This is a genomic window from Variovorax humicola (assembly GCF_037889915.1).
Lineage (GTDB): Bacteria > Pseudomonadota > Gammaproteobacteria > Burkholderiales > Burkholderiaceae_C > Variovorax > Variovorax humicola.
The window spans coordinates 101,856-128,465 of record NZ_JBBKZV010000017.1 but is presented as its reverse complement, the minus strand read 5'-3'; the positions used below and the strand labels follow the sequence as shown (position 1 = coordinate 128,465).

21 protein-coding genes and 3 pseudogenes are annotated in these 26,610 nt (G+C 66.5%); 10 read left to right on the top strand and 14 right to left on the bottom strand.

All coding sequences use genetic code 11. The annotated features are described in order from the left end of the window. Window positions 1-51 precede the first annotated feature (51 nt). Window positions 52-264, top strand: a complete 213-nt coding sequence (locus WKW80_RS23390; RefSeq protein ID WP_340365958.1) for a hypothetical protein — start codon at window positions 52-54, stop codon at window positions 262-264. A gap of 42 nt (window positions 265-306) precedes the next feature. Here the strand turns inward: WKW80_RS23390 and WKW80_RS23385 are convergent, their stop codons facing one another. Then, window positions 307-807, bottom strand: a complete 501-nt coding sequence (locus tag WKW80_RS23385; protein WP_340365957.1) for an H-NS family nucleoid-associated regulatory protein — start codon at window positions 805-807, stop codon at window positions 307-309. A gap of 245 nt (window positions 808-1,052) precedes the next feature. After that, window positions 1,053-1,351, bottom strand: a pseudogene (locus WKW80_RS23380) (integrase core domain-containing protein); the annotation flags it as partial. Window positions 1,352-1,510: 159 nt separating this feature from the next. Between WKW80_RS23380 and WKW80_RS23375 the strand changes: the two are divergent. Together WKW80_RS23375 and WKW80_RS23370 are read left to right on the top strand one after the other, a co-directional pair. Further along, window positions 1,511-1,693, top strand: a pseudogene (locus tag WKW80_RS23375) (IS3 family transposase); the annotation flags it as partial. Window positions 1,694-1,917: 224 nt separating this feature from the next. Further along, window positions 1,918-2,172, top strand: a pseudogene (locus WKW80_RS23370) (IS6 family transposase); the annotation flags it as partial. 181 nt (window positions 2,173-2,353) lie between these two features. Here WKW80_RS23370 and WKW80_RS23365 read toward each other — a convergent pair. The 3 genes from WKW80_RS23365 to WKW80_RS23355 all read right to left on the bottom strand — a co-directional run bounded on the left by WKW80_RS23365 (window position 2,354) and on the right by WKW80_RS23355 (window position 4,987). Beyond that, window positions 2,354-3,022 (bottom strand): PspC domain-containing protein, encoded by a 669-nt coding sequence (locus WKW80_RS23365; protein ID WP_340365956.1) that lies wholly within the window; start codon window positions 3,020-3,022, stop codon window positions 2,354-2,356. Between the two features lie 50 nt (window positions 3,023-3,072). Then, on the bottom strand, window positions 3,073-3,429 hold the full coding sequence (locus tag WKW80_RS23360; protein ID WP_340365955.1) for a hypothetical protein: 357 nt from the start codon (window positions 3,427-3,429) through the stop codon (window positions 3,073-3,075). Window positions 3,430-3,673: 244 nt separating this feature from the next. Then, window positions 3,674-4,987: an ATP-binding protein gene (locus tag WKW80_RS23355; RefSeq protein ID WP_340365954.1), complete on the bottom strand. Its 1,314-nt coding sequence runs from the start codon at window positions 4,985-4,987 to the stop codon at window positions 3,674-3,676. A gap of 160 nt (window positions 4,988-5,147) precedes the next feature. On the opposite strand from WKW80_RS23355, the gene WKW80_RS23350 reads away from it, so the two are divergent. Further along, window positions 5,148-5,621: a serine/threonine protein kinase gene (locus WKW80_RS23350; protein WP_340365953.1), complete on the top strand. Its 474-nt coding sequence runs from the start codon at window positions 5,148-5,150 to the stop codon at window positions 5,619-5,621. A gap of 363 nt (window positions 5,622-5,984) precedes the next feature. Here the strand turns inward: WKW80_RS23350 and WKW80_RS23345 are convergent, their stop codons facing one another. Genes WKW80_RS23345 through WKW80_RS23320 form a run of 6 tightly spaced genes read right to left on the bottom strand, consistent with a single transcriptional unit; the run spans window position 5,985 to window position 13,322 of the window. Next, on the bottom strand, window positions 5,985-7,877 hold the full coding sequence (locus tag WKW80_RS23345; protein WP_340365952.1) for an acyl-CoA synthetase: 1,893 nt from the start codon (window positions 7,875-7,877) through the stop codon (window positions 5,985-5,987). A gap of 5 nt (window positions 7,878-7,882) precedes the next feature. Then, window positions 7,883-8,332, bottom strand: a complete 450-nt coding sequence (locus WKW80_RS23340) for an alcohol dehydrogenase catalytic domain-containing protein (RefSeq protein WP_340365951.1) — start codon at window positions 8,330-8,332, stop codon at window positions 7,883-7,885. Further along, complete coding sequence (locus tag WKW80_RS23335; protein WP_340365950.1) at window positions 8,322-9,998, bottom strand: bifunctional 3-(3-hydroxy-phenyl)propionate/3-hydroxycinnamic acid hydroxylase; 1,677 nt, start codon at window positions 9,996-9,998, stop codon at window positions 8,322-8,324. Before WKW80_RS23335 ends, WKW80_RS23340 begins: the two co-directional genes overlap by 11 nt. 12 nt (window positions 9,999-10,010) lie before the next feature. Then, entirely contained in the window at window positions 10,011-10,967 is a 957-nt protein-coding gene (locus WKW80_RS23330; RefSeq protein ID WP_340365949.1) for a fumarylacetoacetate hydrolase family protein, read from the bottom strand. A gap of 19 nt (window positions 10,968-10,986) precedes the next feature. Further along, complete coding sequence (locus WKW80_RS23325; RefSeq protein WP_340365948.1) at window positions 10,987-12,129, bottom strand: VOC family protein; 1,143 nt, start codon at window positions 12,127-12,129, stop codon at window positions 10,987-10,989. 14 nt (window positions 12,130-12,143) lie between these two features. Beyond that, window positions 12,144-13,322: an OmpP1/FadL family transporter gene (locus WKW80_RS23320; RefSeq protein WP_340365947.1), complete on the bottom strand. Its 1,179-nt coding sequence runs from the start codon at window positions 13,320-13,322 to the stop codon at window positions 12,144-12,146. Between the two features lie 114 nt (window positions 13,323-13,436). Between WKW80_RS23320 and WKW80_RS23315 the strand changes: the two genes are divergently transcribed. Then, complete coding sequence (locus WKW80_RS23315) at window positions 13,437-14,162, top strand: TetR/AcrR family transcriptional regulator (protein ID WP_340365946.1); 726 nt, start codon at window positions 13,437-13,439, stop codon at window positions 14,160-14,162. A gap of 104 nt (window positions 14,163-14,266) precedes the next feature. Next, window positions 14,267-17,164, top strand: a complete 2,898-nt coding sequence (locus WKW80_RS23310) for an ATP-binding protein (protein ID WP_340365945.1) — start codon at window positions 14,267-14,269, stop codon at window positions 17,162-17,164. Window positions 17,165-17,185: 21 nt separating this feature from the next. Here WKW80_RS23310 and WKW80_RS23305 read toward each other — a convergent pair whose 3' ends face one another. Further along, the gene (locus tag WKW80_RS23305; RefSeq protein WP_340365944.1) at window positions 17,186-18,226 is read right to left on the bottom strand and encodes an AI-2E family transporter; all 1,041 of its coding nucleotides are present in this window, start codon (window positions 18,224-18,226) and stop codon (window positions 17,186-17,188) included. A gap of 199 nt (window positions 18,227-18,425) precedes the next feature. On the opposite strand from WKW80_RS23305, the gene WKW80_RS23300 reads away from it, so the two are divergent. The 4 genes from WKW80_RS23300 (at window position 18,426) to WKW80_RS23285 (ending at window position 24,520) form a co-directional block, all read left to right on the top strand. After that, entirely contained in the window at window positions 18,426-18,641 is a 216-nt protein-coding gene (locus WKW80_RS23300) for a hypothetical protein (protein ID WP_340365943.1), read from the top strand. A gap of 137 nt (window positions 18,642-18,778) precedes the next feature. Further along, window positions 18,779-20,278: an efflux transporter outer membrane subunit gene (locus WKW80_RS23295; RefSeq protein ID WP_340365942.1), complete on the top strand. Its 1,500-nt coding sequence runs from the start codon at window positions 18,779-18,781 to the stop codon at window positions 20,276-20,278. Between the two features lie 28 nt (window positions 20,279-20,306). Further along, window positions 20,307-21,425, top strand: coding sequence for an efflux RND transporter periplasmic adaptor subunit (locus WKW80_RS23290; RefSeq protein WP_340365941.1), 1,119 nt, complete (start codon window positions 20,307-20,309; stop codon window positions 21,423-21,425). After that, window positions 21,422-24,520 (top strand): efflux RND transporter permease subunit, encoded by a 3,099-nt coding sequence (locus WKW80_RS23285; RefSeq protein ID WP_340365940.1) that lies wholly within the window; start codon window positions 21,422-21,424, stop codon window positions 24,518-24,520. Before WKW80_RS23290 ends, WKW80_RS23285 begins: the two co-directional genes overlap by 4 nt. 93 nt (window positions 24,521-24,613) lie before the next feature. On the opposite strand, the gene WKW80_RS23280 is transcribed toward WKW80_RS23285, so the two are convergent. Both WKW80_RS23280 and WKW80_RS23275 read right to left on the bottom strand, forming a co-directional pair. After that, entirely contained in the window at window positions 24,614-25,375 is a 762-nt protein-coding gene (locus WKW80_RS23280) for a carboxymuconolactone decarboxylase family protein (protein ID WP_340365939.1), read from the bottom strand. Further along, window positions 25,372-26,607 carry an SDR family NAD(P)-dependent oxidoreductase gene (locus WKW80_RS23275; protein ID WP_340365938.1) on the bottom strand — a complete coding sequence of 412 codons (1,236 nt, stop codon included), beginning with the start codon at window positions 26,605-26,607 and terminating at the stop codon, window positions 25,372-25,374. Before WKW80_RS23275 ends, WKW80_RS23280 begins: the two co-directional genes overlap by 4 nt. Between the last annotated feature and the right edge of the window lie 3 nt (window positions 26,608-26,610).

Sequence of the window (26,610 nt, the reverse complement as noted above, 5' to 3'; positions counted from 1 at the left end):
GCCGACGGCGCGGCTTCCTGTTGACATGCATAGACGTCCATCAAAACTTAGATGGACATCATGGTCAGCGCCTTGGCCTCTGGCCTCAAGATGGGATCACTGGCCGGTTACTCCAAACAGGTACCGGCCACGTTCGATCTGTCATCTGCCATCTGCAGGAATTCAACGCGATCACTGGTGCGCACGCACCAGTGGAGCTTTGCGCACTTTGACTGGAATGGTGATCCAACCCTTGCTGGTAGTGGTGCAGTTGTCAGCTATTGAGGAGGCGGTAGATCAGCCCCAAGAGACCTCCCCTTGGCCACTTTACTTCACGAGATCCGCGAGATCTTTTCCAGCTGCCAGGGCGGACTTCACCCATCCGGGCTTTGGCCCGCGCCCGGTCCAAGTGTTGCCCGTGTCGTCGCCATACAAGACCTTCGAAGGCGCGCGCTTCACCTTCCTGGCAGGCTTGCCGGTGCCCGCCGGCACATGCGTCGCGACTGCAATGCCCGTTGCGGGCTTGTAATCATCGATGCTGGCGCCTGCTGCCAATGCGTCGCGAAGCCAGCGCGGTCGAGGCCCGCGACCTGACCATACATTGCCTTTATTGTCGGCAAACTTGACAGAGCTTGCAGTGGTCTGCGCTAGCTTATTAGGCTTGGCTGTCTTGGGCGTCTCAAACAGCTGTTCAGGTGTCAGCCCATAGTGTGCAATCGCGACCTTGATGCGGTCCACAACGCCCTTGATTTCACCTTGACGAATTGCTTCAGCCTGGCGCTGAAGCGACGCGATCTGCTTCTGAATCTGTGCGTAGCTTTGAGCCATCGAATCTCCTGAGACTTGTGATCCTTCGAAGCTTACTCGCAAAAATGTCTCACCTCAGAAGGGAGGGGCGAGATCACTCCAATCACGCAGTGGGGATCCGACCGCCGAAAATTTGACGATGCAGAAGACAGGAGATGCGCTAGGCGAGTCGGTACCGGCACTTGCTGTGCTCAAGCTGGGCTTCATTTACGCGAGACACTCGAATGTGACCTTGCCCCTATTGGCCGCACTCCATTGGCTGCCGTTTATGCGGACTTCCTGTCTTGCTGCCGGGCCTCGATCCAGCGTTGCTCAAACGTCATGGGACTGACATAGCACCGCGTCGAGTGCAATCTTTTGAGATTGTAAATAGTCAGCCAATCGATCACTTCGTCCTTCGCCTGGCGCCGCGTTGCATAGCGCCTGCCGTATAGCCTGCCGACCTTCAGGCGCGACCACAGACTTTCGGTGGGTGCATTGTCCCGGCAGTCGCCCCGGCGGCTCATGAGGACTTCATCCCGTAGTCCTTGAGCATCTTCTGGAACTCATGGCTGCAGTACTGGGCGGATTCAACCGGTCGTCGCAACACCTTTGACCATGGAGGTGTTTATGTGTCGACCTGCGGGATGGATGCAAAAGTTGACGGGTGCGCTCACCAGGTGCTCCGTCGCATCGAAATGACATTGAGCGCCGATACTGGAAGGAGGTCGCGACTGGGACTACGAGCGAGACACTGTTCAGCTCTTTAAAAGTCGAACGGCTGCACGGACAGCGCTTCAAGACCAGACGTGAGGCCAAGGATGAAATCATCGCATGGCTGCTCTGCTACAACCGCGCTCGGTTGCACTCGACGCTGACCTATGTCAGCCCGATGCAGTTCGAGCAGGACTGGCTTGCCAATCAACCACGGCAAGCCAACTCACGAGTTCGGTTATGGGATCCGGAATTCGCTTTGCACCAGAAGCAACCGGAGTGTGCGGCCGTCGTTACATGAACGATTGAATCATTCAGTGGTGCAGTACCAAGGCGACCTATAGTGGTTGTAGCCAGACGCGACGCACAAACTTTGCTTCCGGTAGGCTACCGACCTTTGTGATGTGAAGGCTGGACGTGGCGAAGAAGTTCCAGAGCATGGATGAGCTGTTCAAAGGTCGTCGGCACTTCGAGCGCGAGATCATCGTGTTGTGCGTTCGCTGATACCTGCGCTTCAAGCTGAGCTGTCGTGACTTCGTGGAGATGATTGCTGAGCGTGGCTTGGTATTGGCCCACACAACGGTCATGCGCTGGGTCCAGCGGTTCGTACCGGAGTTCGAGAAGCGCTGGAATCGATTCGCGCGCAAGGCAGGTCGATCGTGGCGCGTCGACGCGACCTATGTGAAATCCGCGGCAATTCCTTCTCGATCGACGGCCCCGTAAAGGTAGGTCCACTTGCCGCGGATCTTCAACAATGGCACGGACTTCCCCGTCCCGATCATAAAAGGCTCTGTCAAAAGCTTGCGGAGGGAAATCGAAGGGTTGATCCGGCACTGTCGCGACCGATCGCAACTGCGCACGGCCACTTTCAGACTCACACGCCAAGCAGCTGGGGCAATGGCACCAGCTCACTGCCAACGAGTTCCCGCAGATAGCGGCGTGCATGCGACTTGCCCACGGTGCGCACGATGTGGAACATCTGCGCATGGAGAGTGCTGTCGTGCGAGCGATCGGCGCTGTTGCACCCCTCGGCGGTCGTCCATTCAACGCCTGCGGCAAGGGTCGCATCAATGTCCGACCGGCGCGCCAGGCCTCCTGCAACGCCGGAGATCACGCGTCGCGCGTCGTCTTCACCCAGGGACAGCCTGAGGAGCTGGACCAGGCTCGCGACGACGGCCTCCTCGCTGCAGACATTGTCGAGCACTTGCGCAGCAACGACGAGACAGCCGCGGTCCACTCCAGCCTCGCGAACGAGCGTCAGTGCCTGCCCGATCGCCGACAGTCCGCGATCCTCGCAGGGGGCGAAGCGGACCAGTTCGGCGACGACGCGCACGAAGCGAATGCGCTCGGGCAGTGACTGCTGCCGGGCGAGCGCCAGGCAAGGCCCCGAGTGGTTGTCCTGGAGTTGACCGCTGGCATCGAGCAGGAGCAGGTGGAAGTACAAATGCTCGGGATCGACCTGAGGCTCGTCATCGAGCCTGGCGACGACATTGTTCGCGCGGTAGGCGGGAAACTCGGGCGTGCCGAGCCAGCCATCCTTCACAAACGGGTCGGGCTGGAAGTGAGGCAGGGCTGGGGCGCTGGACATCGAAGCTACGCGGCCAACAGGAGTCGGACCAGCCAGATCCAGCCTGCCAGGACCACGCCCGCCGCGATCAGCACACACACGGCGCGAATCCACAAGCGGCCCGTGGACCGTGGCGGGGCATCGTCCCATGCGTGGGCCAAATGCGGATGGAAATTCGACGACTGAAGATCGGCCAATGTGTCAACCTGCATCCCACCGGATCGGGATGATTCGAACAGCAGGTAGATATTGCGTACGGCGGCCCGGTCCTGGCTGGTCAAGCCGCACTGATCCCAGGCATCCGACATCCCGGCCACCTGGGCCGGATCGCCCGGAGGCAGCAGCGGCAGCGAGGATTGGGACGCCGCGCCGTCGCGGTGCAATGGCTGATCGGGATGCCATGGATTCCTTGCACTCATTTGCTGCTCCAGGAATGGCCGCGCAGGAGCGCCCGGTCCGACCACCTTAGCGCAGCAGCGCGCCCAGCAACGTCCGCTAGCGGACACAGCGCGCGTTTTTTGCCGCGAATGCGATGAACGTCCCCAGGATGTGAGCTGCGTGTGCGGTACCGCCCCTGGATCCGGTCGGCAGCGCGGGCGAAGCGGTTCCCGGTGAGCGCGCGCGCAATCAAATGTCGTAGTGCTTGGGAAAGAGCACCTTGAATACCGTGCCCGCAGCTTCCGATGACTCGAGCTGCACGCTCGCGTTCAACAAGTCGGCCAGTCGCTTGACGATTGACAGGCCGATGCCTTCTCCCGGGCCTTCCGTGACGGGCCGTGGGTCTTCGCGTATCTCATCAGGATGCTCGCCTTCAGCTTCGATCGTGAGCTGCGTCGCACCTTGCAGTGCTGTGGCCAGCGGGCTGCCGGGCCCTGCGTGCAGGCCCGGCCCGGTGTCGGCGACGCTGAGCAGCCAGCGATCATCATCGGCTGGGCCCTGCTCGCCCCACGACACGGTGACGCCGCCATCGCGCGTGTACTTCAGCGCATTCAGGACAAGGTTCTGCACGAGCCGCCGCAGCTTCACCAGATCGCTCGTCACCATGAAGGGTGCCGACCCGACGCGGCGCAGATAGAGTCGACGCTGATCGGCGAATGACTGCATGCCCTCGCACAGGCCTGTCAGCTCGGCCGCGGCATCGAAGTGCTGGAGGTCCCTTGTTTCATGGCCCGCCTGCAGGCGCGTCAGGCTGGTGACATCCGACAGCAGGTGTCGCAGGGAGGTGATGTTTCGGTCCAGGATCGAGATGAACCTGTCGCGCGTCGCCTCGGTGGCATGCGGCGTCCCAAGTCCTCTCGCGGCCGTCGCGACGACGCCGATGTTGCCATGCAGGTCGTGCGCGATCTGGCGCCACAGCTCGGCGCGTTGCTGCTCCAGTTCCTTCACCTGTGCCAAGGCACCCTCCAGGTCTTTCACATGGCCCGCGGCTTCCATGCGCTGGAGCTCGAAGTACTGCGAAGTGCTCTCCTCGACGTTGGCGGCGGATGTCATGGCCCACAGACGGCGCACATGCGCCATCGCCTCCGGCGAAACCTCCTGGCGCGTCAATGCGCAACGATCCAGTTCCTCGACCATGCGCACGTTCAGCAGACCCAATTCGCGCGTCACTTCGTGCAGGTCGTAGCCCTGTTGCCAGCGGTGAAGGCCGTGCGCGGCGGCGGCTTGGGGGTCGGGGCCTTGCGGCGATTCGGCGCGTGCACCGGAGCCCCGGATCGCATCGAGGAATGCCAGCAATACGTCCGGGACGTGATCGTTCAGCTGGGTGCGCGGCAGGACGCGATTCGTCGACAGGCTGACGTCCCTCCGGATCGATTTCCGCCAGTCGCGAAGGATGGTGTCCGTCTGCCCACGCAGATGGTCTGTGATCTTTTCAAGATCCGGTTGCAGATGTAGCAAGAGGCATTCCTCCGGGACGCCGGGGCGTGCGGGCAGTTTCGACATGGTTCGAATTTGATTGTGCCCGCCGCGGGTTGTGCAGTCGCCTTCCGACGCGTTGACCTACAGAGTGAAGGGAGGTCCCCACAGGATCAAGCACTGTACCCCTTAAAAGTTGGATCTCGTTCCAACACGACGACATTCCACCCAATCAGGAGACATCGAAATGAAACAGCCAATGCTCGCCATCCATTGGCTGACCGGCTTGCTCGTCCTCTCGGGCAGCGCCCTCGCGCAGACCACCGCGGTGCCCGCGGCGCCCGATGCCTCGGTTGGCGGGCAGGCCACCACGAAGACGCCGGCCGGCGTTGCCAATCCGACGCAGCGGCCGGATGGTTCCGATCCGGCATCAAGAGCCGCGGTCAAGTCCGAGGCCCGCATGGAAAACAGGAACACCGCCAACACCACCGTGCCGAAGGGCGAGCCGTCGACCATGAGCAACAATCAGCCCAACGCCGCCCAGCAGACGGGCCAGTTGACTCGCGCCGAGGTCAAGCCGACGCCCAACGAACTCAAGCCCCAAGGGCAAGAAGGGCGAGCGCCTGGATGTGCCGACCAATCCGACCGAAAAGACAGGCACGCCCAAATAGGCGGCGACTGCACGCGACCGCGCCGCGAGACAGGCCATGACCCTGCCTGATTTCCTCGTTGAGACGATGCGGTGCTCCGGGACCATCTCATCGAGGTGATCCGCGAAGTGCGATGCGCAGGTCGTGGCGACTGCCGACACCGAAACCAAGGCTTCAACATGGATGCGCGAGCATCCCGGGGACTGGGACCTGGCTGTGCGGTATCGTGATCGGGATCTGGAGCAGGTCGAGTTCCGGCTGGGCGACACTGCGACGGAGCGCCGTCGCCGACGCAACCCGGCAAGGATGTTCCTGCGCGGAATGGGCAAAGACCGACGAGCAGTTCATTGACCCGGAGTCGGGGCGATCCATGAACTTGCTCTTCAACCCCCCACTCGGGAGAGCGACGATACGATTTCAGACAAAGCCGAATCCTAGATCCAAGACACCTCGAAGCGGAACGGAAACCGGCCCAGGACTTTGCGGGCGACGCCGGCGGCGGTGCCGCCCACCACCGCAACCTCGACGTGAATCCCGGATCGAGGGTCGTTGATGACTTCGAGCCGCGAGGTCGGCGCACCCGCATCATGCAGCGCCACGCGCAGTGCATCCACGATCTCGCGCTGCCTGAGCTCGGGCTTGAAGATCTTGCCGACGCCGGTCAGGGGCATGGCCGCCACCAACCTGATCGCTTTCGGTATCGCTGCGCGCTCGGTGATCTGGTCCCTGGCGAAGGACAGTAGTTCGTCTTCGGTCGCGTGACCGTCGGGCTTGAGTTGCACATAGGCGACCGGCAGTTCGCCCGCATGCAGGTCGGGACGACCGACCGCGGCGGCGATCTGGACGGCAGGATGCCGGTGCAGCGACTCTTCGATGCTCGCAGGGTCTATGTTGTGGCCGCCTCGGATGATGAGTTCCTTCTTTCGGCCGGTCAGATAGAAGTAGCCATCCGCGTCCTGCCGGCCGAGGTCGCCGGTGTTCATCCATCGCCGGCCGTCGTCCAGATCCAGCCAGAGCCCTCGGTCCTGATCGGGGTCGCGATAGCCGGCAAACACATTGGGACCGCTGATCGCAAGGACGCCCGCCTCGCCGACCGCGCAGTCGCGCACGTAGGCCCCTTTATCGTCCAGCATGACTCCTTTCATGGCCTGCAAGGGCACGCGCAGCCCGATCGACCCGAAGCGCCGCTCGCCCAGCGGAGGATTGCAGGTGCTGACACAGGTCCCCTCGGTCAGCCCGTATCCCTCGAGGATCTTCAGTCCCGTCAGTTCCTGGAACGAGCGCAACAGTTCCACCGGCATCGGTGCGGCGCCGCAGAGTCCGTATGCCAGCGAGCTGAGGTCGCGGCCCTGCGTTGGCTGCTGCATGAGCGCCGCATAGACCGTCGGAACGCCACTGAAGAAGTTGATCCGGTGGTGCTCGACCAACTCCCAGAAGTGCTTGATGACACCGTCACCGCGAAAGCCCGAGGGTGTGCCGATGAGCACGTGCGCACCGCGTGAAAAAGGCAGCAAGCCGGTGACGAGCACGCCGTTGACATGGAACAGGGGCAGGCCACAGAAGAGCGTCGTTCCCGCCGAGATGCCGTCGCCCAGGAACTGGCCAATGCTCCATGCATTGGCGACCTCGTTCGCGTGCGTGCGCATCGCGATCTTGGGCGCGCCAGTGGTGCCGCCGGTGCAAAAATAGGACGACTGGTCGCCGGGGCGGATCACCCGCCCGCTGACGAGGCGGTCCACCGGCTGTCCGCGCAGCCCTTGCGCGAAGTCGTGCACGCTGAAGCGACCCCTTGTCCCGCTCGGCGCCACGCCCGCGACCTCGGCGACCTGGCGAACCGGGTCGACCAGCACGACATGTTCGAGACTGCTGACGCGGCCGAGCAACGGCTGCAGCCTCGACCACAGGTCCATGCCGGGGACGGGTGCCAGCGTGATCAGCACCTTTGCTTCGCCAGCGGCGAGCAGCTCGGCGATGGCTGCGGGCTCCAGCATGGGATTGATCGCAAATGCGATGCCGGCCGCCTGGCCGCCCCAGACCGCGAGATGCGTCTGCGGCAGATTGGGCAACGCGAAGGCGACGACATCGTCGGCGCCCACGCCCAACTCGTGGAGGAAGTTGGCCGTGGCCGTGATGCGAGAAAACAGCGTCTCGTAGTTCCAGACTTCCGGCCGCGCATGATCCTCGATGCGAGGGAAGAACGATAGCGCCGGTGCGTCGGGGTGGGTGCGCGCCGCGGCGCCGATCATCTCGTAGGTGCTGTTCGGCAGGAGGCCGTCGTTCTCGCTCTCGAGAGCGAGCAGGTCTGCGAGGGAGGCGATTCCGTTCATTGCTTTTACCAGGTTGACGTTGACGTCACGGCAGGAGAACCGCTCCGCCGGGTGGGCCTGCCGACACGTGGTCGAACGCGGCGATAGCGTTGTCGAAGGGCAGGGCGATGCCGATCGGCAGCGCGAGTCTTCGGGCACTGACGCCCTCGGCGAGCCCGGCCGGTACCCAGCAGACCGAACACGCGTTGCCCGAGCGCGAAGCGGGTCACACCAGCGCCGATGGCTTCGACCACGCCCGCGACGTCATTGCCGAGCACGAGCGGAAAGCGCGCGTCGCCCTTGAGCCCCAGCAGCCGCCGGCCGTAGCCAGCCGCGCGCTTGGCGTCGATCGGGTTCACGGAGGTAGCCTGCACTCGCACCAGCACGTTGCCTTTGGCGGGATAGGGCAGTTCGATGCTGCGCACGGCCAGGCGTGGCGGGGTGGCGGCCTCGGTGCAGACCAGTTCACGCCGCATGCTCGGCCTCCTGGATAGGGTACGCGGGTGTCGGCCATGTCGCCGCAGCGGACGACACGGACGGCGCGACGAGCTCGAGCGCTCGCCGCAGCATCGTCTCGGCCTCGGATGCCGGCCCCTCGGCCAGCACGCAGCGGTCGGGCCTGACGATTGCGACCCAGCCCATTGGAACCCGGCGTGGCAGCAGGGCCTCGTCCAGCGCCTCCAGCCGCTGCACGGGCGGCGCGAGATGCTGGGCCTGCGATCGCTGGCACCACTGCCACACGCGTCCGCCCGCCGCTTGCCAGCACTGCAGCAGTTCAGCCGGCAGCCTGGCCGACAGGTCCACGCCAAAGCCGATCATCGCCCATTGCAGTCCCAGCGCGTCGTCGCTGAGGACCGGCCCGCCACCGGTGGCGGGCCGAACCCAGCCTTGCGGCAGCATGGTCCCGGCACGCAGCCGTTCGCTGCCGCGCACGCGCCAGAACAGGCCCTGGTCGAAGATGTTCTGCGGCTTGACCTTCATGTCCTCGAACAGTGCGCGAGCCGCCGGAACCAGGCGCAGCAGGCTCATCAGCCCGTGCACGGCGAACGCGGCGCCACGGTTTTGCGGCATCACGATCGCGCCGAGCATGCGCGCCAGGCGGATGATCTTCCGCGCATGGGGCCGTCGTTCGGTGTCGTAGCTGTCGAGCACGCGCTCGTTCGCCCGTCCCTGCACGACCCAGGCGAGCTTCCAGGCCAGATTGGCCGCGTCGCGCAGTCCGGCGACCAGGCCCTGGCCTGCGAAAGGCGGCGTGATGTGCGCAGCATCGCCGGCGAGGAAGCAGCGCCCCTCCGAGAAGCGCTTCGCCTCGCGCGCATGGAAGCGGTAGACCGCCGTGCGTTCGATCCGGATGCGCTGGCTGTCGCACCATGGCGCGAGCAGCCGCCGCACCGACTCTGGCCGCTCCATCTCTTCCGGGCTTTCGCCGGGGCGAAGCATGAACTCCCAGCGCTGCCGTCCGCCGGGAGCCACCATGCGAGGGCTCGGGCGCAGCGGGTCGCAGGTGAACTCGACATGGTCGATCGGGTCCGGCACGTCGAGGGCATCGACGATCAGCCAGTCCTGGTGAAAGCTGCGGCCTTCAAAGTCCAGACCGAGCGTGCGCCGCACCAGTGAATTTGCGCCGTCGGTGCCGACGAGGTAGCGCGCACGCACATGGGTCTCATTGCCGACCGCGTCCTCCAGCCGCGCCTTGATGAACCGGCCATCGTCCGCGAAGGTCGCGAGCTCGATGCCGAGCCGCACTTCGACGCCCGGGTATTGCGCGAGCTTTTCGCGCAGCAGGCGCTCGAGCTCCGGCTGGTAGAACGTGACGAGCGCCGGGTGGCCGTCGATGATGCCGGCGCTGTTGATGCGGGCGAAGCGGCCGAATAGCGGGGACCGGTATTGCACCTGCGGGATGGCGACGGTCTCGAACTCGCCGTCGCGAACACCGGCCAGTTGAAGTATGCGCAGCGCCTCGTTGTCGAGCGCGATCGCGCGCGGCTTCTCGAAGATGGTGGTCGCCTTGTCGATGGCCAGCACGCGCACGCCATAGCGTCCGAGGAGATTGGCCAGCGCCGCGCCGACCGGGCCGAGGCCGACCAGGAGGATGTCGGTGTCGAGCCGCGGCACCGTGTGATGGGAGGATGTCGCGTTCATGCGTTCATGCGTTCATGGAGCGGTGATGGAGGTCGTCTGTTCGCCGAGGTCGATGGCGCCGTCGTCGGTGCGGATCGACGCGTTGATGTGATCGCCTGGGCGCAGGTAGGCAGGGTTGGCCCGCCCCTTGCGGATGAACATCCGCCACTTGCCGGCGTCGCTGAGCAGATGCCTCGCAACGAACATCGCGGGCTTGCCGGGCGCGCGCGCGGCGCAGCCTGCCGGCGTGCCTGTGGCGATCAGGTCGCCGGGGAGCAGGTCGTGGAGCGCCGCAAGTTCGGTGAGTGTGGCCGCGGGGTCGTGAATCATTTCGACGCAGTAGGCGTCCTGCCGCGTCTGGCCGTTGACCGCCAGGCGCATGTGCAGCTCGGGCCAGCGCGCCCATTCCTGCGGCGTCAGCAGCACCAATGCAGGTCCGACCGGGCCGAAGCCTCGATAGCTCTTGCCTTTGTAGAACTGGCCCTGCGGCAACTGAACGTCCCGTGCCGAAAGGTCATTGACGATCGTCACCCCCGCCAGCCACTGCGGCAGGTCGTCAGGGCCGACTTGTGTGCCGGCCGGCACTGGAGCGCGCAACACCAGGCCGAGTTCGATCTCGTAGTCGAGCAACTGCACGTGCGCGGGGCGGACCACTGGCGCATCTGCTGCCGTGATGCTGGATGGCGCCTTGGTGAAGATCGTGTTGAAGGGAAAGTCTTCGATGCGCAGGCCCGATTCGGCGATGTGGCTGCGATAGTTGACGCCCTGGCAGATGAACTGCTGGTGACGGGTCACCGGCGGCAGAAGCTGGACGCGCTCGAGCGGCACCACGGCCTGTGTCGCCTCGGTGGCCCACAGTAACTCCCAGTGGTCGGAGAGCAGCTCGCCGGTGCTGGGCGCATCGACTTGCAGGGGGGCGATGAGGCGCCCGAATTGAACACCCCAACGGGGCGTGCCGCCTTCGGCGTAACGAATGATCGTGAGTGACATGGGTATGGTCAGGTGAGAGTTAGAGCCAAGGGCGCGCGGGCGCATCGAGTGCCGCGCTCATGAGGTTCAATCGCTGCGCCGTGATGGCTTTGCGACGCACGAGCTTCAGCACATGCAGAAGGGTTTGCAGGTTCTTTCTCGGCTTCATCGAGGCGGGCGCGTCGGGGCCCCAGGCCCAGATGCCGCCGAATTCGAGCGGCGAGTAGGCGGTTTCGACATCCGCGGTGAAGAGGTCGCCATCCGTGTAGTGCTCGTACTCGTAGCCGTCGGGATCGGACCAGTAGTCGAAGAGCTGGCTGCCGAGCAGGTGGCGGCCGATGCCCCACATGTGCCGGTGGCCCCCGGCACGCAGCACCTGCTGGCCCTGTCCGAGCGCATCCAGGTCCAGAACCTCGTAGGCACTGTGCTCGACCTTCTCCTCGATGCCGCCGACGATCACCAGCGTGTGGTGGTCGGCCGGCTGATTGCCGAGATCAAGACGGCAGAACGCCAGACTGGGACTGCCGTCGGCGAGGTACTGCACGTCGGTGGGAATCAGCCCGAGCACACGCAGGTACCACTCGGCCATTCGCGCAAAACCCACCGTCTGCAGGACCACGTGGCCGAGCCGCACGACGCGCGCCGGTTCGATCGGCGTGCGCACCGTGCGATTCACGCGGGGCCTGTCCTGTGCCGTGTTCGTGCTCGGCGCGACGGCTTCGCGCAGCGGTAGCGGCTCGACACGCCGCTGACCCTGCAGCAGCCACACGCTGCGGCCGCTCGGGTCGCACAGCTCCACGCCGCGGCCGCCCGCGGGCAGACGGCAGCCGGGCAGCCAGCGGGCCTCCATGTGGTCCACGAAAAGGTGCAGATCCGTGTCGGCCGACATGAGGAAAGCGGGGCCGATGAAACGATCGTTACGCCCGGCTTCCGCGATCGCGATGCACGGTGCGCTTCCCGCGCCGCGCGCCACGAGACGCTGCGGCGTGGAACTGACGATATGAAAGCCGAAGTCGCGCCAGAAGCGTTCCGTCGGTGCCAGCCTGCGCTTTTCCCAGCGCAGGAAGGCCAGCTCGATGGCGCGGCCGAGGGCGGGTGGCCGGGGCAGTCGTTGGACCTCGGCGGGCAGCCGGCTTGCGGGGATCGCCTCGGGCTGCCGAAGTACTGCGGTGAAGCCTTTCACTGGTGTGTCTCCTTTCAGAAGGTGTAGTGGTAGCCGAGAAGGAACATCTGGACCTTGCTCGTCAGGGAAGTGCCTGCGCTGGCGCCGGTGCCGGTCAGCGTGGTGCGTGGATTCAGCTCGTAGCCGAGGTTCAGTTCCGAGTGCGTGTCGACGCGCCAACTGAGGCCCGCGGTGTAGGCCCGCTCGTTGATCGAAGGCACGAGCAGGTTCTGCACCGCGCGCGAAGGGTCGATCTGGCTGCGATTGCGGCTGTACCCGGCCCGCAAGGTCCAACGGTCGTCGAGCAACCACGCCGCGCCAAGGCGCACAACAGGCTGGTTGTGCCAGGTGAACCCGTTCGGGTCCTGCATCGCCTTGATCTCGCCCCACAGGATGCGCAGCCAATCGGCGGCCAGGGTGAGCCGTTCGGTAGGCCGCCACGCGACGCCGACCCCGTACTGACCAGGCACGTCGAGGCGTCCGTCGCTGTACGCCAGCAGGTCGCGGTCGTAGCCGTCGAGCCGGCCCATGCGGGCGCGGGACTTGACGTTCATGCCGAGCGACCAGTCCGCCGTCGGCGTCCACAGCAAGCCGCCTCGAAGGCCAACGCCGGTCGCCGTCTGATTGCCGTGACCGGGAATCGGCAACAAGCCGCCAGGCACGGGGGCAGGCACGATCACGCCATCGGCATCGAATTGCTGCCATGCCAGCGTGAGTCCGAGGCCAAGTGCCAGTTCAGGCGTGGGCTTCCAGGCCATGGCGGGAATGAATTCGGCGACGCGAAGCGATGTCTTTGCCGTTCCCGCACCGGGCACCGGCAGGGCGGGTTGACCGTAGTCGGAGCCCGCGCCGGCGCCCGACATGCTGATCCCGAGAGTGACCTCGGGAGTTGAATGCCAGATGAAGCCGCCATCGGGGGCCATCTGTGTCTGGCGGTTCTCGAGGTGGTTGCCCGGCAGGACATAGTCTGCAGAAGAGTGCCCGCTGAACACCTGCAGGCCGAGCGTCGCGGACGACGGCACGAACGCAATGCCGGCGGGATTGTTCGCTGCGGCCACGGCGTCCAGCGGCAGCGCGATCGAGGCGCCGCCCATTGACGCGTTCTTGATCCCATTGCCACCCGGCAGCGCGCCATTGACTGCCGGCGCCGCGGTGTGAAAGGCGGCGACGACGAGTGCGAGCGTGAGTTGAAAGGGCCGGGAGGGGCTGAGCATCGTGTGGTCTTTCGAGCGATTGGAAATGGGTGTCGATTGGTCATCATAATAACAAACGTGTCATCATGACAAGATTGTCGTTATAATTGACCGGGCACTGGGCACAATCCATCCATGCAAACGAATGACCACCGCCATCGCGTCGCGGCTGAGAGACGCGAACGCATGCGCGCACGCCTGCTGGCAAGCGCGATGAGACTCGTCGCGGAAAAGGGGCCCGCGGCGACGTCGATCGACGATGTGATTTCCGCCGCCGAGGTGTCGCGGGGCACGTTCTACAAGTACTTCCCGTCGCCCGACGCGTTGGTCCGGGAACTCGCCATCGAGATCGCCAACGAGCTGATCGGAATGGCCGAGCCCGTTGTGCGGAGCTACGACGATCCGGCTGAACGGGTGTCGATCGGGATTCGACTGGTGGCCCGGCTGGCCATCGACCATCCGCTGGCGGCCGCATTCCTGATCCGCCTCGGATGGCCGGACGCGCGAAGCCCGAACATGCTGCTCGACTTCGTCAAGAGAGATCTGACCGAGGGGATCCGGCAGGGTCGATTCACACGCATGCCGATCGCATTGGCCCTCGACATCGTGACGGGTGCTGTGCTCGGCGCGACGCATCGCATGCTCGAACCTGGCTGCGAGAGCGACTTCGCGGAGCAGAGCGCCGCGGCCGCATTGCGTGGGCTGGGCCTGGATGCCAAGAGCGCAGAGCGCATCGTCAACAGCCCGCTGAAGCCGGTCGAGATTCTGTCCGCGGGTTTGCTCGTCGAGACCTCGGAAATCCCCGCGCCAGGCGTGGCGGAGACGGCCCGGCTTGTGGTCGGGCGTCGAAAGGCCGGTTGAGAAGCTCGATGGCGCGGCTGCAACGACATGACTCGAATCACTGGCCCATCGATGGTTCGTTCCGGTCCCCGCGCACGACGCACGTGGCGCACCCGGTGTCCGACATGAATCCCCTGCTGATTCGCTTCGACGACTTCGATCTCGACGAGGCGAACGCCCGCCTGCTTCGCAACGGAAATGCCGTCGCGCTCGCGCCCACGCCCTTCAACCTGCTGTGCGCGCTGGCGCGCCAGCCGGGCGCGCTGCTGACGAAGGACGCGCTGCTCGATGCGGTGTGGGGCCACCAGTTCGTCAGCGAATCGGTGCTCAAGACCGCCATCAGTGACCTGCGCATGGTGCTCGGCGACAACCCGCGGGAGCCGCGCTTCATCGAGACCGTGTCGCGGCGCGGCTATCGCTTCATCGCGGTGCCGGCCGCCTTGGCGAGCCCGGCACCATCTCCCGCGGCGACTGCGACTGCGACGGTGGTGGCGGTCGCCGCGGGCCTGCGACCATCGCCCGCGTTCATCGGCCGGGCGGACGCAAGCGCCCGGTTGCGGCAGGGGTGGGATCAGGCTTGCAGCGGGGAGCGCGCGATGGTCTGGGTCGCCGGCGAACCGGGCATCGGCAAGACCACACTGATCGAACACTTCGTGACCACTCTCGGCGGCATCGCCTGCGCGCGCGGGCAATGCGTGGAGCACTACGGCACCGGTGAGCCCTACCTGCCGGTGCTGGAAGCGCTCGCCGAGCTGTGCCGCGGTGACCGCACGTTGCCGGCACTGCTGCGCACGGTCGCACCGACGTGGCTGCTGCAGCTGCCGTGGCTGAGCACCGCGGAGGAACGCGAAACGCTGCGGCGCGAGCTTGCCGGCTTGGGGCCGGACCGGATGTTGCGCGAGATGGCCGAACTGCTCGACCGCTACACGGAGCAGCGTCCGCTGCTGCTGGTGACGGAAGACCTGCATTGGAGCGACCGCGCGACAATCCAGCTGATCGACTACGTGGCGCGGCGCCGTGGGCGCGCGCGCCTGATGTGGTTGTCAAGCTTCCGCCTGGCCGAGGTGATCGCACTGGACCATCCGCTCAACCCGCTGCGGCACGAACTGCGTCAGCAGCGGTTGTGCCAGGAGGTGGTGCTCGATCCGTTCTCGGAGACCGAGGTCGCCGACTACATCGCGCAACGCTCGGCCTCGCTCGCGCGTGACGAGGCGTTCGTCCGTGCGCTGCACGAGCGTACGGACGGCGTGCCGCTGTTCGTCTCGTCGGTCATCACCGAGGTGATGGATCGCACGGCGGACGACGCGGCGGTGGAGGCGCGGCTCGCGGCTGTGGCGGTACCGGAAAACCTGGCGGCCATCATCGACCACTACATTGCCAGGCTGGGCAGCGAGCCGCGCGCCCTGCTTGCGGCGGCGGCTGTCTGCGGGGTGGAGTTTCGCGTCGATACGGTGGCACTGGCCCTTGAGCGCGATGTCACGTCGGTGGCCGAAGCCTGCGAGGCTCTCGTGCGCGAGCAGGTGTGGCTCGCCGCGCCCCGCGCCCCCGAGGGCGACGAGGCGGCCGAGCCGCCCTACGCGTTCCGGCACGCGCTATTCCGCCAGGTTCTGTACGAGCGCACGGCGCCCGCGGCCCGCACGCAGCTGCATCGCAAGGTGGGCGCGGCCCTCGAACGGGAGCGTTCGGCCGGCGTGCCGGTTGCTACGGCGGAGTTGGCGATGCACTTCGACCGCGGGCGGCAGTCGATGACCTCACTGCGCTACTACGCCGAGGCGGCCGAGGCCGCGCTGCTGCACTTCAGTCCTGCCTCGTGCCTGAGCCATGTCGAGCGCGCCGAGGCGCTGCTGCAGCAGGCGCCGCAGGGGGAAGAGCGCAACGTGCTCGAGATAGTGATCGCCACGTTGCACGGCGCGGCGGCCTTCCAATCGCTGGGCGTCGGCAGCGAAGCCAGAAACGCTTTCGAGCGTGCTTACACGCTGCTGCCGGCCATGCCCGGGCACGCGATGCGCGGGCGCCTGCTGTACGGCTTCGGGTACGTGCTGAGCCTGCGCGGCGAGTACGCGCAGGCGCTGGCGGTGGCGCAGTGCACCGAGGCGCTCGCGTCGGGATCAAACGATTCGGCGCTGAAGCTTGTGGCGTGCATCGTGCATGGCCAGGTGAACTTTTTGCAGGGCCGGCCCCGGGCGGCGCGCGCATGGTTGGAGCGCGGGCTCGCCGCCGCCAAGGCGCTGGAAACGGCGGCCACGGAGATTTACGTCGCCGATACGCAGGTGACGCTGCACGGGCTGCTGGCCATCGAGTTCGTGCAGCGCGGCCTGGTCGAGCAGGCTCTCGCGCATGCGCAGCGTTCGCGCGAGCGCGCACGCGAGCTGCGCCATCCGATGACGCGCCTCGACGCCACTTGGCGGCAAGCGCTGTTCGAAGTGCGCCTGGGCAACGCCGAAGGCGTGGCAGCCCTGGCCGAAGAGATGCAGGCGCTGGTCGATGAGTTCTCCCTGGCGCAGGGCCGGACGGCATGCCGCTGGTTCCGTGGTTGGGCGCAGGCCATGCGCGGCGCACCGCTCGAAGGCTATCGCCTGATTCGCGAGGCCTTCGAAGAGAACTCGCGGCTCGGCATGCGCTCCGGCGCCAGCGAGGTGTTGGGCTATGCGGCGCAAGCCCTGCTGCTGGCCGGCGATGGGGATGGTGCACAGATCCAGCTCCAGGAAGCGCTTCAGGTCGCCGACGAGCTGGCCGAGCGCGTATACCTGCCGCAGCTTTGGCTGCTGGAGGCGGACATCGCCCGTGCGCAAGGCCGGGTCGACGCCGGCGCCGCCTCGGTCCGGCGCGCGATCGAGGAGGCGCGGGCACAGGAAGCGCCTTGGCTCGAGCTGCTCGCGCTCGTCGACCTGTGCGAGCACCACGAGGCGGCCGCCGTGGAGCGCCGTGCACTTGCCGTGCTGGTCGACCAGCTGCCCGAAGCCCGCGACACCGTGTCGGTGCGGCGCGCGCAGTCCGTCCTCGATGCCGTGAAGCCGGCCTGACAACGCGCCGCCGCCAGCGCATCAGCGCCTGGGCTCGCGCACCCGCTGCTCCCACAATTCCCAAGCCAGCGTCAGCGCCACGGGGCCGATCACGACCCCGGTCAGGCCCAGCACGCCGAAGCCACCAATGCAGCCCATCAAGACCCAGACGAATGGCAACCGCATCCCGCCGCTCGCCACCATCGGGCGCACCAGCTTGTCGCCTGTGATCAGCACCGCGCAACCCAGCAGCAGCGACAGCAGTGCCGTCGTGGGCCCGCCCTTCAGCGCGAGTTGCACCGCCATCGCGGCCACTGCCCCATAACCGAGGAACGGCACGGCCGCCAGCGAACCTGTGATTGCGGCCCAGAGCAGCGCGCGCGGTGCATCGGCGATGGTGTAGGCCAACGCGATCGCGAGGCCGTCGAACAACGCCACGACCAGCATGCTGTTCACCGAGGCGCGCACCGCACGCGTGGCAATGTCGACATACGGTTGGGCTCGGTCACCGACGGCGTCGCGCAGCCCGCGGTTCAGCTCGAGCTTCAGTGACGCACCTTCCCGGTAGAAGAAAGCCAGTAGCAAGATCGCGAACCCGACGATCAGCGCATGCCGGGCGGTGAACTGTCCGAGCGCCTGTGCCCAGCCGAGAAGTGCGGAGGGATCGGTGCGTTGCGTCAGCAGCAGCAGCGCGCCCGGGTTGACGAGTTGGCTTTGCCAGCGCGCGGCCAGCCAGGGCCCCATGACGGGGGCGTTCGCCAGCCATTCGGGCACACCGATCCCCTGGCTGTCGGCTGCGGCGAGGCCCAGCAGCAAAGCGTGCGCCTCGCTCAGCAGCGCCCAGCAAGCGAAGAGCAGTGGTGCCAGCACGAACACCGTCATCGCGCCGGTGAATATCGCGGCGCCTGCGCTCTTGCCGATGCGACTCGGCAGGCGGTCCCTGAATGCGGCATAGAGCGGCCAGCTCGCGATCGCGGTCACGCAGGCCGCCAGCAGAGCCTCGATGAAGTCATGCACGATCCAGACGGACAGGACGACGATGGCGGCGGCCAGCAGCCGCCCGGGTGTGAGCTTGTGGTTCATGTGCCGGAGCCTCGCGGAGCGGGCGGTAGTGATGGGGGTGATGCTAGGGACGCTGGTCACCGTAGTCGTCAGCGACAGGTCGGGATTCCGTCGCGTTTGCATGCGAGCGCAGTCTCGACCGTTCGTCGACCTTTCGCTGACGACTCGAACCGGGGATGGGCCTACGCTGACGCCGAACTTCTCCCATCTACAGGCTCCCATGGTGTTGAACCCTGAATCCAAGTACCCGAACCGTCGGGCCTACGTCTTGAAACTGCGCAGTGACGCCTCGCCCGAGGCGCTAGCGGGCCGCCTCGAAAACCTGGTCACCGGGCGCCAACTCGAATTTGCGAGCGCCCGCGAGTTGGTGCATTCCATCGCCAGCGATCTCCAGGTCGGCGCCACCGACCGCCCGGCCGACGACCCGGCCGCATGAGCGCGCCGCGCGGTCCGGTCTTCGACCGCATGTCGACCGAACGCCGACGCAACGCTGACGACTTCGAGCGCGTCGCGACCTACGCTAACCCCATCAAATCAGACGAGTCCACTCCGATGTCACCTCCATCCGCACCTATGCCGTTCCACCAAGCCAGGCATAAGCTTTCCAAACGCGCTGGTCAGCCGGCCGGTCTCTTTGTCGCAGCGACGCTGGCCGCATCGATCACCCTGATGTTCACCGGCTGTTCCACGCCGCCCGCGCATCCGACGATCGAGGTGCCGGCCCAGTTCGCCGCGAGCCCGCCATCGGACATCGAGCCCGAGACCGCCTGGTGGGAAACTTTCCACGACCCGGTATTGACCGACTTGGTGCGCCGTGCGGCGCGCGAGAACCGCGACGTGAAGGTCGCGGCCGAGCGCCTGCGCGCGGCGCGTTCCGGCGTAACGGTCAGCCGGTCCTTCCTGATGCCCAGCGTCAGCGCCGTGGGCTCGGGCAGCGATCGCGGCAGCGGCTACGGCGACTCGGTGAAGAAGTTGCAGCCGGACACCAGGATCGGCAGCGCCGGCCTCGACGTCTCGTGGGAGATTGACTTGAGCGGTCGCCTGCGTGCGGGCGCGGCCGCCGCCGCAGCGGACGCGCTGGCGGTGGAAGACGGCTTGCGCGGTGTGCGCCTGCTGGTGATGACCGACGTCGCCATCAATTACTTCACGTTGGTGGGCGCGACGCGCCAGCTCGACACCCTGCGTGCGATCTCCTCTGCCCGTGACGAAACGCTGCGCCTGGTGAACGCGCGCCAGCGCGCCGGCCTCGCGACCTCGTTCGACGTGGAGCGCTCGCAGACCGAGGCCGAAACGGCGCGGGCACAGATTCCTCCGCTGGAGACGATTGCGGCGGTCTCGCGGCATCGCATTGCGGTGCTGATCGGCGAGCAGGCCTTCAATGCCGCGCAGGTCGAGCCCTGGCGCGGCGATGTGGTGGTGCCCCAGGCCCAGCCAGGACAGCCTGCCGCGCTGCTGCAACGCCGGCCCGACGTGCTCGCCCTGATGGCACAGCTGGATGCGGCCAACGCGCGCCGCCAGCAGGCCGCAGCCGAATGGTTTCCGCGGCTGTTTCTCGACGCGTCGTTCGGCCGCCAGAACGTGGAACTGAACGGTATCGGTCTGGGCGCTGCGCGCTACACCAACGTGGCGGCCCTGCTCGCGATGCCGATCTTCAACGCGGGGCGCACGCGTGCGATCAATGAGATCGCCGAGAGCGGCCAGCGCGAGGCGCTGCTGCGCGCCGAGGATGGCATGGTGCGCGCGCTGGAGGACGTGGAGAACGCCTTGGTCGCGCTCTCCTCGGAACGGCAGCGATCACAGACGCTTCACAGCGCTGCTGCTTCCGCTGAAGCAGCCCTGGGCCGCGCCCAGTCGCTCTACGACCGCGGCCAGATCGACCTGCTGCCGCTGCTGGATGCGCAGCGCTCGCGCCTGGCAGTGGGTCTGAGCGCCAACGACAGCAACACCCAGTTGCTGCTCGACAGCGTGCAGCTCTACAAGGCGCTGGGCGGGGGCTGGCAGGTGTTCGAGCCTGTCACCGAGCCCGCAGCGCAATCCACCTCCGCCAGCGCCACCCCGGCGTCGCATTCCTGAAACCCATCGCTCTCCACGAGGTACTGTCTTGAAGAACTCTCTTTCCGTGGCCGGCGCTTTGGCCGTAGCCGCGTTACTCTCCGCGTGCAGCCCTGACAAGCCGCATGCCGAAGCGCCCCGGCCGGTGCGCACTGCCGATGTCCGATATGACGCCGCCCGCGAAGCCAACCGCTACGCAGGCACCGTGCAATCCCGCTACGAAGTCGACCAGGCCTTCCGCGTGGGCGGCAAGGTTGCACAGCGCAAGGTCGATGTCGGCCAGTTGGTACGCGAGGGTGACATCCTCGCGGTGCTGGACGACAGCGACTACCGGCTGGCCGAGGAAGCCGCGCGGCAGCAATGGTCGGCTGCCGTCACGCAGGCCCGCCAGGCCGAGTCGGATCGCAAGCGCCTGGGCTCTCTGAAAGCCGACGGCTCCGTCAGCGTGGCCGACGACGAGCATGCCCACAGCGGCGCGGAGACGTCGCAGGCTGCCGAAGGCGCGCAGGCGCGTCAGCTCGAGCTCGCGCGCAACCGGCTGAAGTACACCACGCTGCGCGCCTCGCGCGGCGGGGTGGTCACCGCGGTGCGCTTCGAAGTGGGCCAGGTGCTCGCAGAAGGTCTGCCGGTGGTCGCGATCGCCGACCCCGGCGCGCCCGAAATCGTCGTCGACGTGCCCGAGGACCAGCTGGCGGCGTTCAAGTCGGCGCGCTTCAAGGCCTCGTTGGCGAGCGCGCCCGATGACGCTTTCGAGGTCTCCCTGCGCGAGATGTCGCCACAGGCGGCTTCGCAAACGCGTACCTACCGCGCCCGGCTGAAGCCGGTTGGCGCGCGGTCCCTGCCACTGGGCGCGACGGCCACGCTTTTGACTGACCGGGTGATGTCGGAGACGCCGCTGGCATCCCTTCCGGCCAGCGCGCTCACGCAAGCCAGTGGCCAGCCCGCGGTGTGGGTGGTCAAGCACGCCGGCAAGGAGCCGGTGGGCGCCGTCGAACTCGTGCGCGTCCAGGTGCACGGCTACCGCAACGACGAGGTTCTGGTGACCGGCCCGCCGGCCGGCGAGCAGGTCGTCACCGCCGGGGTGCAAAAGATGGCGCCCGGACTGAAGGTTGCGCTGCCCGATGCGGCGCTCGCCAAAGCAGACAGCACGAAGCAGGCCGCCCAATGAACAACTTCAACCTGACCGACTGGGCGCTGCGCCACCGCGCGGTCGTCCTGTTCATGCTCCTCATCGTCGCGTTGGCCGGCGCATTCAGTTTCACCAAGCTCGGCCAGCTCGAGGACCCGAGCTTCTCCGTGCCTTCGATGACTGCGATGGTCATCTGGCCAGGTGCCACTGCGCAGCAGATGCAGGACGAGGTGCTCAACCGCATGGAGAAAAAGTTCGAGCAGGTCGACCACTTCGAGAAGGTGGTCACCTTTGCTCGGCAGGGATACGGCGGCATGACGCTCACGGTGAAGGGCGGTACCTCCAAGGCAGACCAGCACGAGGCCTGGTACCAGGCGCGCAAGAAGCTGAACGACCTGCGCCTGGAGCTGCCCGACGGTGTCGTTGGTCCGATAGTCAACGACGAGTACGGGGATGTGTATGGCCTGATGTATGCCGTCAAGGGCGACGGCATCGGCCACGCCGAGCTGTCGGACGCAGCCGAGGACATCAAGCGCCGCCTGCTGAAGGTGCCGATGGTCAAGAAGGTCGACGTCGTCGGCAAGCAGGCCAAGCGCGTCTACGTGGAGTTCTCGCACGAGCGCCTGGCCGCACTGGGCATCACGCCGCTGGCCATCGCTGAAAGCCTCAAGAGCCAGAACGCCATGGTGCCCGCGGGCCAGGTCGACACCCATGGCGACCGCGTCATGGTGCGCGTGAGCGGCCAGTTCGCCAGCGACGACGACATCCGCAACGTGCCGATCACTGCCGGCGGCCGGACGATCAAGCTCGGCGACATCGCGACCGTTAAACGCGGGTTCGAGGATCCGCCGACCTACACCGTGCGCCAGAACGGCCAGCCGGTGTTGATGCTCGGCGTCACGATGACCGATGACGGCAACATCGTGCAACTCGGCAAGGCGATGGACGACGCGGTTGCCAGGATCCAGTCCGAGCTCCCGCACGGCGTTGAGCTGGAGCGCGTGGCCGACCAGCCCACCACCGTGAAGGACGCGATCTGGGACTTCGAGCGCTCGCTGATGGAGGCGCTGATCATCGTGATCGCGGTGAGCCTGGTCAGCCTCGGCTGGCGCACCGGCATCGTCGTTGCCACCTCGGTGCCCCTGGTGCTCGGAGGCGTGGCGTTGGTGATGCTGGCGATGGGTTGGAACCTCGAGCGCATCTCGCTCGGCTCACTGATCATCGCGCTCGGCCTGCTGGTGGACGACGCAATCATCGCGATCGAGATGATGGTGGTGAAGATGGAAGCCGGCATGGATCGCGTGAAGGCGGCTGCCTACTCCTACCAGGCCACCGCCATGCCGCGCCTGACCGGGGCGCTGATCACGGTCGCCGGCTTCCTGCCGATCGGCTTGTCGAAGTCGACCACCGGCGAATACGCGGGCGGCATCTTCTGGATCGTCGGCGCCGCGGTGGTGTTTTCGTGGATCTGCTCAGGCATCTTCACCCCGTACCTTGCTGTAAAGATGCTGCCAAAGGACTTCGGTCAGCACCACCACGCGGGCGACCCGTACGACACCAGGTTCTATCGCAGGCTGCGCGGGCTGATCGACCTCGCCATCCGGCGCCGTTGGCTGGTGATCGGGGTGACGGTCACCGCGCTCGGGGTCGCGATTGCCGGGATCAAGCTGGTGCCGCAGCAGTTCTTTCCCAGCAGTTCGCGTCCCGAACTGGTCGTGGACCTGCGCTTGAAGGAAGGCTCTTCCATCGCGGCGACAACCGAGCAGGTGAAGAAGATGGAAGCTGTGCTGGCCAAGGACCAGGACGTCAAGTTCTTCACGGCCTACACCGGCGCCGGCGCGCCCCGCTTTTACCTCGCGCTCAACCCCGAACTGCCCAACCCGGGCTATGCCCAGTTCGTCGTGATGACCAAGGACCTGCGGGCGCGCGAGGAGGTCCGCTCGCGCCTGATGGCCGCAGCCGACCAGCAGTTCCCGCAGGCCTGGGTGCGCGTGACCCGTCTGGAGCTGGGGCCGCCGGTCGGATTCCCTGTGCAGTTCCGCGTGGTCGGCCCCGACACGCAGGCGGTGCGCAAGATCGCCCGTGAGGTGGAGAAGTTGGTCGCCTCGAACCCGAAGGTGCGCGACGTCCAGCTGGACTGGAACGACCCGGTGCGCGCGCTGAAGGTGCAGCTCGACCAGGACAAGGCGCGCGCGCTCGGCCTGACGCCGGCCGAGGTGTCGCTGGTGAGCCAGAGCGTGTTGAACGGAGCGACACTTTCGCAGTTGCGCGAACACGAGGACCTGATCGACATCGTGGCGCGCGCCGTGCCCGACGAGCGGCTCAATCTCGATACGCTCAAGGACATCAACCTCTACACCCGCCAGGGCACGGTGGTCCCGCTGTCACAGGTGGCGAGCGTGCGCTACGAACAGGAGGAGCCGGTGCTGTGGCGGCGCAACCGCGACATGGCGATCACCGTGCGCGCCGATGTGAAGGACGGCGAGCAGGGCGTGTCGGTGACGCAGGAGATCTTGCCGCTGCTGAAGGACATCCAAGCCAAGCTGCCCTCGGGCTATCGCGTCGACGTGGGCGGCGCGGTGGAGGAGAGCGCCAAGGCGAACAAGGCACTCCTGGCAGTGGCCCCGCTGATGCTGGTGAGCATCCTGCTGCTGCTGATGCTGCAACTGCAGGACTTCTCCCGCATGTGGATGGTGGTGCTCACCGCGCCGCTCGGCCTGATCGGCGTGGTGCCCGCGCTGCTCGTGTTCCAAGCGCCGCTCGGCTTCGTCGCGATCCTGGGAATCATCGCCCTGGGCGGCATGATCATGCGCAACTCGGTGATCCTGATCGACCAGGTGCAGACCGAGATCGCCGAGGGTCGCGATCCGTGGAATGCGGTGCTGGACGCCGCGATCCACCGGACCCGCCCGGTATTGCTCACGGCGCTGGCCACGGTGCTCGCGATGGTTCCGTTGACGCGCAGCGTGTTCTGGGGCCCGATGGCGATCGCCATCATGGGCGGCCTGACGATAGCGACCTTGTTGACGATTTTCTTCGTGCCTGCGCTGTACGCCGCGTGGTTCAACGTCGGCCGCCAGGCGGGCGGCAGCACCGACCCGGCTCTGGGACATGTGGTGCCGGCAACGAACTGACTTCAGGGGAGGAATGACCCCATGAATCATCCAGCGATACAGCTTGCCGTGCTCTACATCGGCATCGCGGCCGACAAGCAGGGTTGGCGCTGCTCACGCCTTGGCGGCGATCACTTGCCGGAACACATCGGCGCCCAGCGCGCTGCCATGCACCGCCAGATGGGCGCCGAGCTGAATCGCCTGCAGCAGTTCGGACGCGGGCAGGCCTTGCGCGAGTGCCGTCGCCACGATCTGCCGTACCGCGCCGGGGTTGAAAGCCGTGAAGCAGGCATGCAATGCCAACTGCACCAGGCTGCGTTCCGCAGGGCTCAGGCCAGCCCCCGGGTGTCCTTGCTCGACAAAGTCGAGCAGCACCTCGGCATAGCCGGGGTCGAGGCGCGTCGCGGAATTCAATGCGAGGGCATGTTTGGCACCGAGCCTGTCGATGCGGGCCTGAAGCTTTTCATCGACGGCCGTCACTTCCGTCAGGTCGGCGAGCTCGGCCAGGATGTCCGTGGCCTGGCACATGCTGGCCACGCCTTGTACTGCCACCAGGTGCAGCACGTCGAAGATGTCGGCCCGTGTCGCCCCGACTTCGAGCGCGCGCTTCATGTGGGTGTGCAGTCCGGACTCGAACAGATGCGAAGAAGAAGAGTCGAGCGCCACATAGATCAGCTCCACCATGCGTTCGCTCAACGGCCCCGTGCGCGCGGGATAGCCGGCGTAGCGCGCGTATTGCTGGACGAAGCGCGGGCAGGCCTCGAGCATGGTCTCGGTCCAGGGGCGCCAGTAGCCGCGCTCGGCGATGAAGAAGGCCTTGACCCGCGCCCGCTCGGCCTCGGTCATGTCTTCTGCCACACCATCCGGCGTACTCATCGTGCATCCTTCAAGGCAGCGCCCGCGCAAACCAGCGTCTGGCCTGTCAGGTACTGCGCACCGGCTCCGCCGACGTAACGCAGCAGCGGGTGCAGCGACTGCGGATCGACTTCCGCAGGCACTTCCAGCGCATTGATGCGCAAGGCACGGTTGCCCCACTCGCAGGCGAGCGTCGCGACCAGCATGCGTGCAGCGTTGCCATCGCCCGCTTCTTGCCAGCGCCCGGCCTTCCTGGAGGGCAGTAGCAAGGTCAAGCTGGCCTGCTGCGTGTAGCGCGCCGCAAAGCGAACTGCGGCCGCATGGACCGCCTGCAACAGCCCCGCCTGCAACAGCCCCGCCTCAGTGCGCAATGGCGACAGATCGATGCAGGCGGCATAGCCCCGCGGCGCCGTGGATGGCTGTGCCACCACTTGCCACGGGGCTGCATCTCCTCCGCATATCTCCAGTTGCAATGGCAAGTCGAGCGGCAGTGGATCCAGCGTGGCCGGGGGCAAGCTCTGGCTGCCGCCATAGATCGAGGAGCCGCCATTCACGGCCAGGATCTGCCCGCTCAACGGCGCCGCACCGGGGCTGGCCAGGAAGTACAGCGCCCGCGCCATCTCTGCGGGCGCGGCCATGCGCCCAAGCGGGATCTTGCCCACGGCGCCCTCGGGCTTGAGCCGGCCGGCCTGGATCAGTCCATCCACCAACTCGGTGCGCACGAAGCCCGGTGCCAGCACCGTCACGCACCAGTCGGGCCGCGCCTGCGCGAGGGCCTGGGTCTGGGCGATGAGCCCCGCCTTGCTCGGGCTGTAGGCGCCACGCCACGGAATCGCCATCAGCCCCGCGCCGGACGACACATTCACGATGCGCGCCCCGGGCTTGAGCAGCGGTGTGCAGGCATCGACCACGGCCGCCGGCGCCGCCAGGTTGAGTGCGAGCAGGCGAGCGGTTTGCGTCGGGGCCTGCTCGGCCAACGGCGTATTGGACGTGTCGGACATCCCCGCGTTGTTGAGCAGCGCGTCCAATGCGGGCGTGCCCTCGCCGAGCGTTTCGATCTGCTTCGGGTCGGTCAAGTCGATGGCGCGCAGCACATGCGCGGCAGAGGCCGGACACGGCAGGCTTTCGCCCAACTGCTGCAGGGCACGCTCGTTGTTGTCGATCAGCACGCATTGCCAGCCAGCGCAGGCGAACAACCGAGCGGTATCGCGCCCGATGCCCGAAGCCGCACCGGTGATCAGAACAGTCTGCATCTG